Raw genomic sequence first — 16,986 nt, 5'->3', positions numbered from 1 at the left:
TACCAGAAAACACAGCTATGGTGTTTCGCATGAATTCTTGGTTGCTGCGGGCCGTCGTGCTCGGCGCGCTGGTGGTAGCGATGCGGGCCGTGCTCGGTTTCGCGATGGTGTACTGGCCGACACACGGCGCGCTGATGCGGATTCTGTGCCTGATCGTGCTGCTCGCGGCCATCGTGGCCTGGGGTGTGCTCGACGGCCGCAGGGACCGTGCCACCACCCCGGACCCGGAACGGGGAGCCGATCTGACCCTGCTGTGGCTGAAAGCGGCTGTCGCGGGTGGTGTCGGCAGCGGTCTGGTCGCCTGGGTCCTGGACTGGCTGCCCCGGTTCGATCTCGGTGACAACGGCCTGCTCTTCGAAGTGACGGCGGGCGCGTCGTTCATCATCCTGCTGATTTTCGTGCCCGCGCTGATCGGCGTCGGCATCGGGCGCATGCTGGCCGAGCGGCAGGGCGGCAAGGGCCGGTCCACGCCGCCGTCGATGTACTCCGCCGCGGGCAGCGCGGTCTGAGCCGACCACGAACGGCGCGTCCCCGGGTGGGGCGCGCCGTTCGTCTATCCGGAGCAGTGTGCACGGCCGCCCCGCGACCGGAACCGGCTTACAGCAGGACCGCGCCGCCGCTGGGGCTGTCCTCGCGAGCGATCGCCGAGTACGCGGCCGCCAGCAAGGTCGGATCGGGCCCTTCCAGGCGACCGGGTTTGGCCAAGCCGTCGAGCACCACGAAGCGCAGCACGCCGGAGCGGGTCTTCTTGTCGGTCTGCATGGCGTCCAGGAGCTGGGGCAGCGCGTCGGCGTCGTAGCTGGTCGGCAACCCGACGGCGGACAGGATGGCGCGGTGCCGGTCGGCGGTGGCGTCGTCGAGCCGTCCCGCGAGGCGGCCGAGCTCGGCGGCGAAGACCAGACCGACGGAGACCGCCGCGCCGTGCCGCCAGCGGTAGCGCTCCCGCCGTTCGATCGCGTGGCCGAGGGTGTGGCCGTAGTTGAGGATCTCGCGGAGGCTGGACTCCTTCAGGTCCGCCGCCACGACGTCGGCCTTCACTTGGATCGCGCGGCGGATCAATTCGGGCAGCACCTCACCGGCCGGATCCAGGGCTGCCTCCGGATCACGCTCTACGAGGTCGAGGATCACCGGATCGGCGATGAAACCGGCCTTGATGATCTCGGCCATGCCAGCCACGATCTCGTTGCGCGGCACCGTTTCCAGCGTCGCCAGGTCGACCAGCACGGCCGCGGGTTCGTGGAAGCAGCCGACGAGGTTCTTGCCCGCCTCGGTGTTGATGCCGGTCTTGCCGCCGACCGCCGCGTCGACCATGGCGAGCAGCGTGGTGGGCACGTGCACGATGCGCACGCCACGCATCCAGGTGGCGGCGACGAAACCGGCCAGGTCGGTCGCCGCGCCGCCGCCGAGGCTGACCACGACGTCGTTGCGGGTCAGGCCGATGCGCCCGAGCACCTCCCAGCAGAACCCGGCGACGGCGAGGTCTTTGCCCGCCTCGGCGTCCGGGATCTCGATCCGGTGGGCGTCGATGCCGATGTCGGCCAAGGCACTCCGCACCACCTCGGCGGTCTCGGCGAGCGGCGGCTGGTGGAAGATCGCCACCGTGCGCACGCCCGTGGCCGCGCCGGTGACCGACTCGACGAGTTCGCCGAGCAACCCGCGGCCGATGATCACCGGGTACGGGTCGGCGGTCCGGACTTCGAGACGACTCGGCTCTGTCACGTGGCTTGCTCCGATTCTGTTGGTGCTGTTGTCGACTGCTGCCGTGCCCGGGCGCGGGCACGGCGTGCGCGGGCACGCCTGGTTCGGCCGCCTGCTGACGGGTCACCGGTGCCCACCCCGCCGGCGGCATCGGATTCACTCGTGGCCGCCCTGCGGGCGCGACGGACACGAGCGGTGGTGGTGGGGCTGGGCTCCTGCGCCGGACCGGCCGCGGTATCGGTGGTCTCGCCTTGCTCGGCGGCCCTGCGCCGAGCGGCCGCCCTGGCTCTGGCGCGACGCCGAGCCCGGGATCGGCTGCTGCCCTGCGGAATTCCGTTGGACGGCGGCCGCACGCCGGGATCGGTCCCGGTGCGCTCCGCGGGCTCCATGCCGAGCTTGGACATGATCATCCGCACCACCCGGCCCGGGCTGCGGCCGTCGGTGCGCACCCGGACGGTGGCCACCTCCCGGTACAGCGGGCGGCGGGTGCGCATCAGCTCGCGGTACTTCGTGCCGGGATCCGCGCCGTTGAGCAGCGGACGCTGCGTGCTCGCTCCGGTACGCCGCAGGCCCTCGGCCACACTGATTTCCAGGTAGACGACGGTGCGATTGCGCAGCAGCGCCCTGGTGTCCGACGACAGCACGGCGCCGCCGCCGAGCGAGACGACGCCGCGCTCGGCCAGGATGGCGCGACGCACCACCCGCTCTTCGATCCGGCGGAATTCGGGCTCACCGTCCTCGGCGAAGATCTCCGGAATGGTGCGACCGGTCTCGCGCTCGATGCCGGCGTCGGTGTCGTACAGCTCGACGCCGAGTTCCCTGGCGAGCTTGCGGCCGATCGTGGACTTGCCCGCTCCCGGCGGTCCGACCAGCACCACGCGCGGGGCGCGCGGGTCGGTCTGCACGATCATTGCGACCGACTGTCCGCGGGCACGTGGGGGCGGGTGCTGATGCGCTTGACGTAGCTGGTGATGTTCTCGGCCGTCTCGGTGAGCGAGTCGCCGCCGAACTTCTCCAGCGCGGCCTGCGCCACGACCAGCGCCACCATGGATTCGGCGACCACACCCGCGGCGGGCACGGCGCACACGTCCGAGCGCTGGTGGATGGCCACCGCTTCGGCGCCGGTGGTCATGTCGACGGTGGACAGTGCGCGCGGCACCGTGGAGATCGGCTTCATCGCGGCACGCACGCGCAGCGCCTCGCCGTTGGTCATGCCGCCTTCCAAGCCGCCGGCGCGGTTGGTGGAGCGCAGCACTCCGTCCGGACCTGGCCGCATCTCGTCGTGCGCCTGGCTGCCGCGGCGGCGCGCGGTCTCGAAGCCGTCGCCGACCTCGACGCCCTTGATCGCCTGGATCCCCATGAGCGCGGCCGCGAGCCGCGAGTCCAGGCGGTTCTCGCCGCTGGTGAACGAGCCGAGGCCGACGGGAAGGCCCTCGATGATCACCTCGACGACGCCGCCGAGCGTGTCGCCGTCCTTCTTGGCCGCCTCGATCTCGGCGATCATCGCCGCCTCGGCATCCTTGTCGAACGCGCGCACGGGGCTCTCGTCCACCGCGGCGAGATCGGCGGCGGTCGGCACGATGCCCGACGTGTTCTGCGCGGTGCCGATGGAGACCACATGCGAGACGACCTCGACGCCGAACGCCTGGCGCAGGAAGTTGCGCGCCACGGTGCCCGCCGCCACGCGAGCGGCGGTCTCCCTGGCGCTGGCGCGCTCGAGCACATTGCGGGCGTCGTCGAAGTTGTACTTGAGCATGCCGGAATAGTCGGCGTGGCCCGGGCGGGGCCGGGTCAATGGAGCGTTGCGAGCCAGTTCGGCGAGCTCGGCCGGATCGACCGGGTCGGCCGACATCACGGTGACCCACTTCGGCCACTCGGAGTTCGCGACCTCGATGGCGACCGGGCCGCCCATCGTGCGTCCGTGCCGCACGCCGCCGATGACGGTGACCTTGTCGGCCTCGAACTTCATCCGTGCGCCGCGCCCGTATCCCAGCCTGCGGCGCGCCAGCTGCGCGGAGATCTCCTCGGATGTCACCTCGACGCCTGCCACCATCCCCTCCAGGATGGCGACGAGAGCGGGACCATGGGATTCTCCGGCAGTTATCCAACGCAGCACGTGGTCCATCCTCCCATGTCGGCGCCCATGGTTCGGAATGCGGCCCGCCGTGACGACGCGCACGTCGGCGGCGGATCGGAACGCGTGCGGCGGGTCAGCGGGCGATCACGATGGCGCGGTCCACCGACCGCAGCAGTGCTTCGCCGACCGAGCCGAACAGCAGACGGCCCAGGACACCGCGACCGCGTTTGCCCACGACGAGCAGTTGACCTTCACGCGAGCGTTCGAGCAGCCGGCGCTCCGGACGGTCGCGGACGACCTCACGCCGGATGGGCACCTCCGGGTACCGCTCCTGCCATCCGGCCAGGCGCGTGGCCAGCACTGCCTCCTCGGTCCGGCGCAGCTCCGTCCAGTCGCTGCCGGTCGCCGCGGGCGGCTCGATCTCGCCCCCGGTGTGCACCGCCACCAGTTCGACCCCGCGCAGGGATGCCTCGGTCACGGCCACCTCGATGGCGGCCTGCTCGGCGCCCGAACCGTCCACCCCGACGACGACCGGGCAGGTGCTCGCCCGGTCCCACAGCGGCGCCTCGGACGGCACCACGGCGACCGGGCAGTCCGCGTCCCGCGCGACGGCCGTGCTGACCGACCCGAGCAGTACGCGCTGGATCCGGCCGGCACCGCGCGTGCCGACTACCAGCATTGCCGCGGTCCGGGAGCGCTCGATCAAGGCGGTGGCGACGTGCGCGGTGCGGATCTCGGTGCCGATGGCGATATCGCGTACCGCGTGCGCGGCGGCTTCGGCCGCGCTCGCGGCGCGTTCCATCGCCTCATCCGCTTCTCGCACCCGCAGCAGCGCGGCCGGGCGTGGCGGATCGTTGGTGTCGGCGGCCGGCGACGACTCCATGACGAGCTGGATGTGCAGGGGTGCGTCGTGCAGGGCGGCGGTCTGGGCCGCCCAGCGCACCGCGACTATCGACTCGGCGGACCCGTCGGATCCCACGACGATCGGCCTCCGCGATGGATGCCTCGGATTCACTCGGCGGCTCCTTGTCGACGCTGCATCGCTGTCCTGGCGCACTCGAGCGGCAACTCGCCGAGGGCCGTAGCTCGCTACCCCAGCTCGAGCGGCTGCTCGGGGAAGTCGTTGCCTGCGATTGATGGTACCGACGAATTGCGCTGTATTTGCTGGCTTCACCATCCGGCCGCCGGGTTGTCCTGCTCGCGCCTCGAACGGGACGCGGCGGTGCCACGCAGCGGGCTCAGCCCGAGTCCATGACCGGCGATGCGAGAACGAGCAACGTCGACAGGCACATCGAGGGCCCGTGCGGCACGGTGAGCTGGGTGCCGGCCGGGCTGCCGATGAACGCCGTGCGCACGCGCCGAGCGGCCAGCGCCGCGGACGCGATGCAGGCAGTGAGCGCCGGTGCGCCGAGCGCCGCCCAGACCCACGTGTGGGCACCGCCGAGCGCGGCCGCCCCGCCCAGGCCGAGCGCGAGTTTGACGTCTCCCGCGCCGAGCGCGGCGGGCGCGGCCAGGTGCACCAGTAGATACGGCGTAACGAGGAATGTCGCGCCGAGTGCTGCGACCGTGAATTGCCCTGTGATCAGTGCGTATCCGAGCACCGCCAGCGCGCCGAAACCGGTCAGTCTGTTGGGCAGGCGTCGTTCCCGGAGGTCGAGCACGGTCAATACCGCACACCATGCGGCGAAAGCGGTGAACGCGAAACGAGACATGCCTCCACGCTGGCACCGCATCGATGCCCGGAGGCCCCGCCGGGCCGAAATGTGCACAACATGAGCGATTGTGAACAGCGAATGCTCCGCACTGTCGTGTTCACAAACGAGATCTCCTGGGCGCCAGTCCATTCCAGCGCATACCGCGTAATCAGGACCCGCGGGCGGCGCATCGAGCACGTGTTGCGTGTCGGCCCGCGGCGTGTCGGCGGTAGTTTTGACCCATGTGTTCCGATCACCAGGGCCACGCGCCCGACTACGCGGCACGGCGTGGAGCGCTGCGCAGCCTGCTGGTGGAGAACAGGGTGGACGCCCTGCTGGTCACCGATCTGGTGAACATCAGGTACCTGACCGGGTTCACCGGTTCCAACGCGGCGCTGCTGGTGCACTCCTGGGACACCCGCGCCGCCGAGGACCGCAGCGTGATCGGCACCGACGGCCGGTACCGCGTCCAAGTCGCCGAGCAGGTCCCTGACCTGCGGGCGGAGATCGCGCGGGCCACCGCGCGCCGGATCGTGCAACTGGCCGGGGAGTGGCAACTCGGCCGGGTCGGCTTCGAAAGCCATGTCGTCACCGTCGACCAGCATCGCGGCTTTCTCGAGCAGCGGACCGGTCTCGACCTCGTCGCGACGCCCGGGTTGGTCGAGCAGTTGCGCATGGTCAAGGACGCCTACGAAGTCGAGCAGTTGCGGGCGGCGTGCGCGGCGGGCGACGCCGGTCTCGCCTCTCTTCTGGAACGTGGCGGACTGCGGCCGGGCCGCACCGAGCGCCAGGTGGCCCGAGATCTGGAATGGGCCATGTTCGAGCACGGCGCCGAAGCGGTGTCGTTCGAGACCATCGTGGCGACCGGGGCGAACTCGGCTGTCCCGCATCACCGGCCGACCGATGCCGTGCTGGCGGCGGGCGACTTCGTCAAGCTGGACTTCGGCGCCGTGGTCGGCGGCTACCACTCGGACATGACCCGCACCTTCGTGCTCGGCGCGCCGACCGACTGGCAGCGCGAGGTGTACGCGCTGGTCCAGCAGGCGCAGCGGGCCGGGCGCGACGCGCTGCGCCCCGGGGTGCCGGTGGCCGACGTCGACGCGGCGTCGCGGGCGGTGATCGAGGCCGCCGGGCACGGCAAGTTGTTCGTGCACGGTCTCGGGCACGGGGTGGGGTTGCAGATCCACGAAGCGCCCGGAATCGCGAAAACCGGAACCGGTACACTTCTGTCTGGCGTGGCGGTGACCGTCGAACCAGGTGTGTACTTTCCCGGCCGCGGCGGGGTCCGGATCGAGGACACGCTCGTGGTGCGCGAAGGGGGCCCGGAACTGCTCACCCACACCAGCAAAGACTTGACCGTCGTCGACTGACGCCGGTCGGCCAGAGACCAAGTGGTAGAACGAGGAGATCCGAAGACAGTGGCGGACACCAGCGACTTCAAGAACGGCCTTGTGCTGAAGATCGACGGCCAGCTCCAGCAGATCGTCGAATTCCAGCACGTCAAGCCGGGCAAGGGCCCCGCTTTCGTGCGGACCAAGCTGAAGAACGTCGTGTCCGGCAAGGTGGTCGACAAGACCTTCAACGCCGGTGTGAAGGTCGAGACCGCCAACGTCGACCGCCGCGACATGACCTACCTCTACCACGACGGCACCGACTACGTCTTCATGGACGGCGAGACCTTCGACCAGATCTCCATCGCCGAGGAGACCATCGGCGGCGGAGCCCGCTTCCTGCTGGAGAACATGACCGTGCAGGTGGCCACGCACGAGGGCGCGCCGCTGTATGTCGAGCTGCCGGTTTCGGTGGAGCTCGAGGTCACCCACACCGATATCGGCCTGCAGGGCGACCGCTCCACCGGCGGCACCAAGCCCGCGACCCTGGAGACCGGTGCCGAGGTCCAGGTCCCGCTGTTCATCAACACCGGCGACAAGCTGCGTATCGACTCGCGCGACGGCAGCTACCTCGGCCGGGTCAACGCCTGATCCGCGGACCGGCCGATCCGGGATAATGTGACCGTGGCGGAACAGCCCGTGGACAAGAAGTCCACGTACAAGAAGCTCGGCGCTCGGCACAAGGCCCGCCGGCGTGCGGTGGATCTGCTGTTCGAGGCGGAGGCCAGGGACGTCGACGCCGCCGAACTGCTCGACGAGCGCTCCGAGCTGGCCACCCGCGACCAGTCCGTCGCGCCCGTGCACGCCTACACCCGCACCCTGGTCGAGGGCGTCGCCGACGACCTCGACCGGGTGGACGGAACCATCGAGTCGTACTTGCAGGACTGGACCCTCTCGCGGCTTCCGGCCGTGGACCGCGCGATTCTGCGCATCGCGGTGTGGGAGTTGTTCCACGCGACTGATGTCCCACCTGTTGTCGCCGTCGACGAGGCGGTGGAGTTGGCCAAGGAGTTGTCCACCGACGACTCGCCGTCCTTCGTCAACGGTGTGCTCGGCCAGGTCGTCCTGGTGGCGCCGCAGGTGCGCGCCGCGGCGGCGGCCACCCGCGCCCCTCGCAGGGAGCCCGAGGCGTGAACAAATACCTCGTGCTGGTGATGCGCACCCCGCGCTTCGACGCCGCCGTGATCGAACCGCACCGGGAGTTCCTGCAGGGTTTGCTCGAGCGTGGTCACCTGGTCGAGAGCGGCAAGTTCACCGACGGCACCGGCGGCGCCTACGTCATCCGAGCCGAAAACCTGAACGCCGCAAAGCAACTCGTTTTCGCCGACCCGGTGCGCACCACCGGCTCCTCGGAACTGACGGTCTACGAGTGGGAGATCACCGTCTCCGCCTGAACGCACGACAGCCGCCCAGCTGCCAGCCGTCCGCATCGAGCGGTTGCCCGCAGCTGTGCGGCTGTTCTTTCTCATAGCCGACCGCAGGCAGGCAGTAGTTGTGCTGTTTGCGTTCAGTGCCGCCGCACAATTCGGCGTACACGCAGGACTCCCGCTGGGGGTGTACGGATGGACCAGCGGGAGCCCCACCGGAACCGGGTGGTTCGGCGTGCGAGATCGGATCGGGAAAGCTCCTCGATTCGACTCGGTCCGATCGTCGTACCTCGACCGCACTCGAGGTCAAGTGGTGGGGGGTGGACCACTCAACCTGTCACCAGCAGCGCCGCGACGGCGCCCGTGGTGGCGACGACGGCGAGGGCGAGGCCGGTGAGCACGAAGCGCGCCATCGGGACCCGGACATCGTGCGTGCGACAGAACTCCAGGCACAGCAGCGTGGCGAGCGATGCCCACGGTGTGACGACGGGGCCGATATTCGCCCCGATCAGCAGCGCCAGAAGCTGATTCCCGTTTCCGGCCGGGATCACCGCCTCTCCCGCGGTGTAGGCGGGGAGGTTGTTGGCGACGTTGGAGAGCGCGGCGCCCGCGACGGCGGCCCGGTAGGCGCCGGACGCGCCGTCGTCGGTGCCGACCAAGGCGTGCATGAGATCGGCGAGGCCGAACCGGCTGAGGGTCGGCACCACGAGGAACAGGCCGACCACGAAAACGAGCAACCGCCAAGGTATGAGCGACAATCGCAGGGCGCCGCGATCGAAGACCGCGAAACCGGCCACCGCGATGCCCGCCGCCACAGTGGCCGCGACGCCGATGTGGTCGCCGACCAGGGGAATCGCGAAGATGAACAGCAGGCATGCCCCCGTGGTGGTGAAAAGTAATGCGCGCTCACGAAAATTCTCGGGCCGGATCGGTTCGGGCGGCACATAGCGATCGCTCTGGCGTCGCCCGCGCCGCCAATACCAGAGCCACAGGCAGACCATCGTCGCAGTAATGGAAACGACTTGCGGTGCCCACATTCTCGCCGCGAAATCCGTCGCGCTGAGCGCCACCCGGTCGGCGGCGAGCAGATTGGTGAGATTGGAGACCGGCAGCAACAGACTCGCGGTGTTGGCCAGCCACAGGGTGGTCATGGCCAGCGGCAGCGGCGGAATTCGGGCGGGCGCCGCGAGCGCCAGCATCACCGGCGTGATCAGCACGGCCGTGGTGTCGAGATTGAGCAGGATGGTGGTGGCCGAGGCGAACAGCACGCACAGGACGAACAGCACGGGGTAGTGACCGCGACCGAGGATCGCCAGACGAAGGGCGATGGCGTCGAAAACCTTGGCCTGCCTGGTGAGTTCGGCCAGCACCAGCACACTGCCGAGAAACAGCAGGAGGGGACTGATTCGGCGCATGTTCGCGATGGCGTCGTCGTGGGGCAACAGCCCGGTGATCACGCACAGCAGACCCGCGACCAGCAATCCCAGTCGGACCCAGTCCAAGACACCGAGCCGCGGCATCCGTCCAGACGGTGCAGCCGTTGACTGCGTGGGCGAGGTGCGATCAGGGGAATCGACCTGTTCGAGCACATCCGACATCATGGCAGCATCTCGGCTGCGCCCGAGAGGTATCGGCTTGAGCTGCAAGACGGCCGGATGATGGAGCCGCCGTCCTGAGAGAACGATAGGATAACTATCGCAACGTTGCCTTGGGTGAGGAAGTTGAATATATGGCCACGAACGAGCCGGCAGTGCTGGATGTCCGCACCACGGAGGAGGCGTGGGCGCTGTTCGACCGCCTTCCTGCGGCCCGGGTCGAGGAGATCACGACCGGGCGCTGGCGCGGCGACGAACTGCACACCGGCCATCCACTCGACGGTGTGCTCGAGGCGTCCGGGTGGTACGGCAAGCAATTCGATGGCCCCGAGAGTGTGCATCCGCTGCTGTTCACCGCAGGGGATGCGGTGTTTCCGGTCGATCCGCGGCGGGTTCCGCTCGCACTGGCCGGCCGGGTGCCGCTGTCGGGAGTGCGCGCTGTGCGCAGGATGCTGCCGATCCTGCGACCCGCCTTGCGAACCCACGCGCCGACCGCGCGTCTGCGCGAAGTGGAATACCGCGACGTGACCAGCGCCGCCATGATCTACGACCACCTGCCGATCATCGATCACTTCCGGCGCGCGGACGAGAACTCCCTGCTCGGCGTGATGGACCTGCGCGGCTTGACCCAGCCTTATTTCTTCATCCTGCGCAGGGACTTCGGCTGAGGGTTGCCGCGGAACCGGACGACCGTCGCCGATCCAGGTCCGGCGTCGCTCGCACCACACTAGGCCCTCCCGCCAGCCCACCACCACCCTCAACCGAGACGCTTCGCGTCGCCGTCTACGATTTTGCGCAAAACAGCGACACCTTTGCGGCGATGCGGCGACCGAGGAAGGGACAGTCGATGGAACGCACGACCTGCCTGGTGGTCGGTGGGGGACCGGCCGGAATGATTCTCGGACTGCTGTTGGCCCGCGCGGGTGTCGAGGTCACGGTGCTGGAGAAGCACAAGGATTTCCTGCGGGACTTCCGTGGCGACACTGTGCATCCCACCACTCTCGACCTACTCGACGAGCTGGGTCTCGGCGCGGAGTTCGCGAAACTGCCCGCGCGCAAGCTGGATCAGGTGCAACTGCCGGTCGGGGGTGGCGTGCAGACCTTCGTCACGCTGAAGAACCTGCCGGGCAAGCACAAGTACATCGCCATGGTGCCGCAGTGGGATCTGCTGGATCTGCTCGCGCGCGCCGCCGCGGCCGAGCCGACCTTCCGGCTCCGGATGAACACCGAGGCCACCGATCTGATCTGGATCGACGGCCGGGTCGGCGGCATCGCCTACCGGACCCGCGACGGCGCGACCGGCGCGATCGAGGCCGATCTCACGGTGGCGTGTGACGGTCGCGGTTCAGTGCTGCGCTCGGCGGCGGGACTGCCGACCCGCAAGTGGTCGACCCCGATGGACGTGTGGTGGTTCCGCCTGCCGCGCACCGAGATCGACCCCGCGGGAGCGCTGCCGATCGTCACCGCGCGGCGGGTGGCGGTCCTGCTCGACCGCGGCGACTACTGGCAGTGCGCCACCCTGATCGCCAAGGGCGCCGACGAGTCCGCCCGCCGCGGACCGGTCGAGGACATCATGCGCACCCTGGCCGACGCCGCGCCCTGGCTTCGTGACCGTGTCGACGCCTTGACCAGCTGGGACCAGGTGAAGCTGCTCGAGGTGAAGCTCGACCGTCTGACCAAGTGGTACACGGGCGGCCTGCTCTGCCTCGGCGACGCCGCCCATGCCATGTCCCCGGCCGGCGGTGTCGGCATCAATCTGGCCGTACAGGACGCCGTCGCCGCGGCGAGGATTCTCGCCGCGCCGCTGCTCGCGGGCACGGTAGGCACCAAGGAGTTGGCGAAAGTGCAGCGACGGCGGCGGTTCCCGACGGTGGTGACCCAGGCGATGCAACGCTTCCTGCACGCCTGGGCCATCGCCCCCGCCCTCGACGGACGCATCGATATCGCCGGTGCGCCTCGCGCCCCCATGCCGGTCCGCGTCCTGCGCCGGATTCCCGTGCTGCGCAGTGTGCCACCGTTCCTGATCGCCCGCGGCATACGACCCGAACACGCACCGCACTTCGCGCGCTGTGTTTGACCGGCAGTGCCTGCGGCGCTGCGTGTTAGTGGTCGCATAGGGCAGCAACCGCGGCGAACATTCCGGCCGCCGAAGATGCGTTACACCGAACCAGTAGGAGATGAAGTCGGTGGCGTGGCGATCCATCCCGCGACAACCGCCAGCCCCGTGGGGCGGTGCACGGCGAGGAAGCCGAAGGGCCGGTCGAACGTCACCGAGAGGACGGTCGCCTGGTTGTTCTGGAGCACCGCGCTCGCGGCGCGTAAGCCGAACGCGGTCACCGCGGCGGCTTCGAAACCCTCATGGCTGAAGCGGGCCAGAACTTCTTGTGCTCCTTGGCCGACGCACAGCGGCACGGGAGAGATCGCGGGGAAATGGCCGCTGGTGCAGTCGGTCGCGGTGGTCAGTCCGAAGAGGCCGGGTCCGGCGAGCAGATCGTGTGTCGATCGAACCTCGAAGGGCGGCAGTCTGATCCGGAGCTGGTCGGTGTTGGCGGGGACCGACTCGGTGCGCACGCTGAGCCCTGGCCCTTCGGTCCCGACCGGCAGACCGGTGCGGATCGGCACCGCGTCGGACAAGGCCGCCAGGCCGGTTCCGAGTACGGTGCCGGGCGTATCCGCACCCAGCAGGAGGTGGACGTCGAGATCGGCGCTGCCTTCGACCACGACCCGCGTAACCGGCTGCGGCGCGTCCAGAATCGCGGCGTTCGCCAGGTCGGTGGTCGTGCGGGACAACCCGGGACCGCGATGTCCCTCCCAGGGACCGTCTTTCGGCGTCAGCATCCCGACATCGAACGGCACGCGCCAGCGGGTCTTCGCGACAAGGGCGGTGGCCAGCACCATCAGCGTTTCCGGCTCCACGGAGAGGGGGAATCGCTCGATGAGCCGCTCGGTGTGCTCGGCCGCCCAGCGGTCGAGCTCGGCCTGCCCGGTCAGCCGCGCGAGGACACCGGCGGGCAGCCGACCCGCCCATTCCTCGTGCAGCGGAAGATCCTTGCGCACCCACACTCCGAGAGCGGCCGATACCGCCTCCGCGCCTCCGATATCGCGCAGCAACCGCAGCGCCCCATCCTGCCCGGTCGCCGCGGGCACTCCGATCGCCGCCGCGAGTTCGTCACGCGCCGAGCCCTCCGCCGCCGAAGCGAGCAGGGCCAGCAACGGCCACACCCCCGCGCCGGACACGACGAAGTCGCGCTCGCCCGCCACCGCACACCATCGTGCGGTGAGCGCATTGGCCGCACCGACATGCAGTTCGAGGGAAGTCCGCACGACTCCACCCTATCCGCGGCGGCGCCGGCCTCCCGTTCCTACGACACGCCGGACTCCGGCCGCAGCACGATCTTGCCCAGTGGCGTCCGATCCTCCAGCAGCCGGTGTGCGCGGCTTGCCTGGTCCAGTGGCAGCACTGCCTCGACCAGCGAAGTCAGCCCGCCCTCGGCGGCGCGAGCAAGAACGGTGCTGCCCGCCTCGGCGACCCGGGCCAGCCAGTCCGGTCCGGCGCAACCGGTGAAGGTGAGCCCCCGCGTGATCAGATCGCTTGCCGACACCTGCGCGGGCGCGCCGGACAGCCAGCCATAGCCCAGCATCCGGCCGCGCGGTGGTGTCATGACATCGAGCAGTTCGGCGGCGCTCGCACCGCCGATGGCATCGAAGACCACGTCCACCGTTGCGCCGCCGAGGATTTCGCGCAACCGTGTGGTCCACGCTGGGTCGTTGTGGTCGATCACCACATCGGCGCCCAGCTTCCGGGCCTGCTCTGCCTTTGCCGGTCCACCGGCCGTCGCGACGACGCGGGCAGCGCCGTATTCCTTTGCCAGCTGGGTCAGAGCACTGCCGATGCCCGTTGCGGCGGCCTCGACGAGGACGGTCTCCACGCCGCTCAGCGCGGCGGTCTCCAGGAGTGGAATTGCCACGGATCCGTTCATCAGCACCGCCGCCGCGTCCACCGCGGACAGCCGGTCCGGAATGAACGTCAGCGAATCCGCTGATGCGGCGACGAATTCGGCGTATGCGCCGAAACCCTTCGTCGCCGCGACCACGCGCTGCCCGATCAACCCGGGATCGACCTGGCTGCCGACCTCGGTGACCACGCCCGCTGCCTGAAAACCGAAGACCAGCGGCGGCGGGGCGCCGAGCGGAAACTCCCCCGAGCGCAATCTGGTCTCCGGGAACAGCACCGGAATCGCCTCGCTGCGGATCACCACTTCGCCCGCGCCCGCCTGCGGCTCCGGGACCTCCCTGGCTACCAGCACCTCAGGACCTCCCGTGCCCGTCATTACGATTGCCTGCATCATGAACTCCATAACTTGACTGCCGGTCCACTTGTCTCCACGAGAATATGGACCGTCGGTCAAGTTGTCCAGAAAGCGGGTGCGATGGGCGGCGAACGGCCGAAGGAACGGGTGGACGCGGCGCGCAACCGGCGTGCGATCCTGGACGCCACCGCCGCGCTGCTCGCCGAGCACGGTGCCGAGGCGATCACCATGGACCGGGTGGCAGCCGCCGCCGGGGTGGGAAAGGGGACGATCTTCCATCGCTTCGGCAACCGTGCTGGGCTGCTGCACGAAATGGTCGCCGAGAGCGCGCTCACACTGATGGACGCGATCATCAGCGGCCCGCCGCCGTTGGGGCCCGGAGCGCCCGCCGATGCCCGCCTGATCGCCTACTTCGACGCGATGGCGCGGCTGGTGATCGACAACTCCGAGCTGATGGTCGCCTATCGCACCGTGCCGCCGCATCCGCGGACCGCGGAATTCCACGCGTTCTGGGACAACCACATCACCACGCTGCTGCGCGAAGCCCGGCCCGACCTGGACGCCGAGGTGGTCGGTCGGCTGCTGCTCGGCACGCTCAGCGGCGAGTTGGTGCCGCGGATGGTCCGCGCGGGCGAGACCGATCGGTTGCTGGCCGCGGTCCGGGAACTGGTCGAGTCGGTGCTGCGCGCGCCCTGAGCGCTCACGTCCTCTTCCGCTGTGCCGCGTGCCGGAACCCTGCGATCAGTCGCGCGCGAGAATGGCGTCGAAGCGCTCGTCCGCGCGATCGAGTTGGTCGAGGATGTGCTGCCGGACGTGGTCGGCCAAAGGTGTATCCGGCCGGGTGACCAGGTCGCGGTACACCGGGGTGAGCGGGCGGTACTTGGCGGCGAGCCGGGGCATCGCGGGGCCGGTGGCGTAGAGGATGCCGACGCCGTTGTCGGTGAAGTCGGAGAATTTGATGACGCGGGCCCACGGGTCGCGATCCAGATTCGTCGCGACGTGCTCGCGGTACTGGGTTTGCCGATCGCGCGACGGGTCGGGTTCCGGATTGGTCACGGCGGCCACCAGGTCGGCCACTCGTTCGCCGAACCGGTCGGTGAGCGTACCCAGCGCGGCGTCCACGGTGGGGCCGGGACGGTCGGCGGCCAGCTCCGTGGCGTGATCCTCGACCGAATCGTGCAACAGGCCCGCCGCGACCACGTCCGGATCCCTGACCTCGTAGTAGCTGATGATCCGAATGGCCACCCGCAGTAAGTGACTCAGATACGGTTCGCGTCCATAACGATCGTCGCGATGCAGGTCGGCCGCGAGATCGAGTGCGGCGGCCAGCCGTGGTGTGTCCGGCAGTTCGGCGATTTCCAGCAATAGTCGTTCGCGCAGCCCGGCCTCGCCGTAAACCTCGCTGATCGTGTGCAGCGGCATCACGGCCAAGACCCCCGCCCCTGGATTGCTCATGATTCCAGGCTATCGGCATCGGGTGACAAGCGAAAACAAGTGACACGGCCACGAAAACGCGAAATATCCGCCGGGGCGTCGCTCAGTGCGGATGTGAGCCGGGCGACGCCCCTGCATCCACGGTCGTCTTCGTGCGTCCGTGCGGTAATTACTCGTCTTTGGGCACCAAGGTGTTCTGCCGGGCCGCCGTGTACCAGCGATTGCCCTGTTTGACGAGGACATAGAGCGCGATCATGGCGTGGTCCTCGTCGAGGAGCTCGCCGTCGGCAGTGGTTGCCCAGGCACGCTTGTGAGCGATCGCGACATCGGGTCGGAGGAACGTGATGTCGGCGACCTCGTAGCGGGCGTACTGGTCCTTCAGGAATCCGGCCAGGCCGCGACGGTTCGCGTCGAGCAGTGCGTCGAAGCCGGTGATCAGCGTGCCCACCGCGTTCACCACAGCCGCGTTGGCGGTGAAGTCGCCGGTCAGCAGGTCGGCGTCGTTGGTATTGAACGCGGTCTCGGCGTTGGCGATGATCTGCCGGATCGCGGCGACGTCGTCGGTGTGGTCGACCGTCGTGTCCTCGACCAGAGGCGGTGTGATGGCTGTCGTACTCATGCGGACGAGCTTCCAACCTCGACGACGGTTGAGGTCAAGCGTGTCTCGCTGCTGCCCACCGCGCAGCGGGCTCGGACGTCACCGCACGCCGCGCGGACGGAATTGGATGCTGATCCGCGGGCCGGTGGGCTTGCGCGTCTTCGGTACCGCATGCTCCCAGGTCCGCTGGCAGGAGCCGCCCATGACCAGCAGATCGCCGTGTCCGACAAGGTATTTCATGCTCGCGCCGCCACCGCGCGGGCGCAGCAGCAGCGCCCTCGGCGCCCCGATCGACACGATCGCGACCATGGTGTCGTGCGTCGCGCCGCGGCCGAAGGTGTCGCCGTGCCAGGCCACGCTGTCGCGCCCGTCCCGGTAATAGCACAGCCCTGCCGTACGGAACGGTTCCCCGAGTTCGTGCCGGTAATGCTCGGACAAGGCCGTGCGCGCGTCGGCAAGGGCGGGATCCGGCAGTGGTTCGTGCTCCTCGTAGAACTTCAGCAGCCGGGGCACGTCGACCACCTGGTCGTACATCGGCCTGCGCTCGGCCTTCCACGGCACGCACTCGACCAGCCGGTCGAACAGCGCGTCGGCGCCGGACAGCCAGCCGGGGAAAAGATCCACCCAGGCGCCACGGTCGAGTGCGGTGCGGCGGATATCGCGAAGCGAGCCGAATTCGGTGTCACCGAACCCGTCGAGCAGCGATCCCTGCAGCGGTGCGGACATGTCGCCGAGCGTACCGCTGATCGAACATATGTGCTAGCGGTTTTCGGTCTCGGTTGACCGCATCGGCAGGTTTCCCAGGGGGGTGGTGGCCTTCCG

At 69.3% G+C, this 16,986-nt stretch carries 18 protein-coding genes and 1 pseudogene; 8 read left to right on the top strand and 11 right to left on the bottom strand.

The features are described 5' to 3' along the window. Positions 1-29: 29 nt before the first annotated feature. Positions 30-509: a B-4DMT family transporter gene (locus IU459_RS07520; protein ID WP_228837521.1), complete on the top strand. Its 480-nt coding sequence runs from the start codon at positions 30-32 to the stop codon at positions 507-509. 88 nt (positions 510-597) lie between these two features. Here IU459_RS07520 and aroB read toward each other — a convergent pair whose 3' ends face one another. The 5 genes and pseudogenes from aroB to IU459_RS07495 all read right to left on the bottom strand — a co-directional run bounded on the left by aroB (position 598) and on the right by IU459_RS07495 (position 5,487). Continuing rightward, entirely contained in the window at positions 598-1,719 is a 1,122-nt protein-coding gene (gene aroB, locus IU459_RS07515; protein WP_195128741.1) for a 3-dehydroquinate synthase, read from the bottom strand. A 371-nt stretch (positions 1,720-2,090) separates the two neighbouring features. Beyond that, a pseudogene (locus tag IU459_RS38340) lies at positions 2,091-2,609 on the bottom strand (shikimate kinase); the annotation flags it as partial. Further along, positions 2,606-3,814 (bottom strand): chorismate synthase, encoded by a 1,209-nt coding sequence (aroC, locus tag IU459_RS07505; protein WP_195128739.1) that lies wholly within the window; start codon positions 3,812-3,814, stop codon positions 2,606-2,608. The gene aroC and the pseudogene IU459_RS38340, both read right to left, overlap by 4 nt. A 94-nt stretch (positions 3,815-3,908) precedes the next feature. After that, entirely contained in the window at positions 3,909-4,754 is an 846-nt protein-coding gene (locus IU459_RS07500; protein WP_195128738.1) for a universal stress protein, read from the bottom strand. A 259-nt stretch (positions 4,755-5,013) separates the two neighbouring features. After that, positions 5,014-5,487: a prepilin peptidase gene (locus IU459_RS07495; RefSeq protein WP_195128737.1), complete on the bottom strand. Its 474-nt coding sequence runs from the start codon at positions 5,485-5,487 to the stop codon at positions 5,014-5,016. Positions 5,488-5,711: 224 nt separating this feature from the next. Between IU459_RS07495 and IU459_RS07490 the strand changes: the two genes are divergently transcribed. From IU459_RS07490 to IU459_RS07475, 4 genes are read left to right on the top strand one after another with little or no spacing between them, the layout of a single operon-like run. Continuing rightward, the gene (locus tag IU459_RS07490) at positions 5,712-6,839 is read left to right on the top strand and encodes a M24 family metallopeptidase (RefSeq protein WP_195128736.1); all 1,128 of its coding nucleotides are present in this window, start codon (positions 5,712-5,714) and stop codon (positions 6,837-6,839) included. Between the two features lie 48 nt (positions 6,840-6,887). After that, positions 6,888-7,451, top strand: a complete 564-nt coding sequence (efp, locus tag IU459_RS07485; RefSeq protein ID WP_195128735.1) for an elongation factor P — start codon at positions 6,888-6,890, stop codon at positions 7,449-7,451. A gap of 33 nt (positions 7,452-7,484) precedes the next feature. Next, complete coding sequence (gene nusB / locus IU459_RS07480; protein WP_195128734.1) at positions 7,485-7,994, top strand: transcription antitermination factor NusB; 510 nt, start codon at positions 7,485-7,487, stop codon at positions 7,992-7,994. After that, positions 7,991-8,254, top strand: coding sequence for a YciI family protein (locus IU459_RS07475; protein ID WP_324198783.1), 264 nt, complete (start codon positions 7,991-7,993; stop codon positions 8,252-8,254). Before nusB ends, IU459_RS07475 begins: the two co-directional genes overlap by 4 nt. Before the next feature lie 302 nt (positions 8,255-8,556). Here IU459_RS07475 and IU459_RS07470 read toward each other — a convergent pair whose 3' ends face one another. Continuing rightward, positions 8,557-9,747, bottom strand: a complete 1,191-nt coding sequence (locus tag IU459_RS07470; protein ID WP_228837518.1) for an SLC13 family permease — start codon at positions 9,745-9,747, stop codon at positions 8,557-8,559. A gap of 209 nt (positions 9,748-9,956) precedes the next feature. On the opposite strand from IU459_RS07470, the gene IU459_RS07465 reads away from it, so the two are divergent. Then, complete coding sequence (locus IU459_RS07465; RefSeq protein WP_195128732.1) at positions 9,957-10,490, top strand: DUF4334 domain-containing protein; 534 nt, start codon at positions 9,957-9,959, stop codon at positions 10,488-10,490. A gap of 179 nt (positions 10,491-10,669) precedes the next feature. Continuing rightward, positions 10,670-11,899, top strand: coding sequence for an FAD-dependent oxidoreductase (locus IU459_RS07460; protein WP_195128731.1), 1,230 nt, complete (start codon positions 10,670-10,672; stop codon positions 11,897-11,899). Positions 11,900-11,979: 80 nt separating this feature from the next. On the opposite strand, the gene IU459_RS07455 is transcribed toward IU459_RS07460, so the two are convergent. Together IU459_RS07455 and IU459_RS07450 are read right to left on the bottom strand one after the other, a co-directional pair. Next, positions 11,980-13,146 (bottom strand): serpin family protein, encoded by a 1,167-nt coding sequence (locus IU459_RS07455; protein ID WP_195128730.1) that lies wholly within the window; start codon positions 13,144-13,146, stop codon positions 11,980-11,982. 38 nt (positions 13,147-13,184) lie between these two features. Next, the gene (locus tag IU459_RS07450) at positions 13,185-14,168 is read right to left on the bottom strand and encodes a quinone oxidoreductase family protein (RefSeq protein WP_195128729.1); all 984 of its coding nucleotides are present in this window, start codon (positions 14,166-14,168) and stop codon (positions 13,185-13,187) included. Between the two features lie 84 nt (positions 14,169-14,252). On the opposite strand from IU459_RS07450, the gene IU459_RS07445 reads away from it, so the two are divergent. Then, a complete protein-coding gene (locus tag IU459_RS07445) occupies positions 14,253-14,828 on the top strand; it encodes a TetR/AcrR family transcriptional regulator (protein WP_195128728.1) in 576 nt (191 codons plus the stop codon). Positions 14,829-14,873: 45 nt separating this feature from the next. On the opposite strand, the gene IU459_RS07440 is transcribed toward IU459_RS07445, so the two are convergent. From IU459_RS07440 to IU459_RS07430, 3 genes are all read right to left on the bottom strand, one after another. Further along, positions 14,874-15,587, bottom strand: coding sequence for an HD domain-containing protein (locus tag IU459_RS07440; protein ID WP_195128727.1), 714 nt, complete (start codon positions 15,585-15,587; stop codon positions 14,874-14,876). Positions 15,588-15,735: 148 nt separating this feature from the next. After that, a complete protein-coding gene (locus IU459_RS07435; protein WP_195128726.1) occupies positions 15,736-16,185 on the bottom strand; it encodes an SgcJ/EcaC family oxidoreductase in 450 nt (149 codons plus the stop codon). 78 nt (positions 16,186-16,263) lie between these two features. Next, on the bottom strand, positions 16,264-16,890 hold the full coding sequence (locus IU459_RS07430) for an alpha-ketoglutarate-dependent dioxygenase AlkB (RefSeq protein WP_195128725.1): 627 nt from the start codon (positions 16,888-16,890) through the stop codon (positions 16,264-16,266). Positions 16,891-16,986 lie beyond the last annotated feature (96 nt).

The sequence above is a fragment of the Nocardia amamiensis genome (assembly GCF_015477605.1).
Lineage (GTDB): Bacteria > Actinomycetota > Actinomycetes > Mycobacteriales > Mycobacteriaceae > Nocardia > Nocardia amamiensis_A.
Note: the sequence above shows the minus strand (reverse complement) of the source record. Positions and strands in the feature narration are given on the sequence as shown.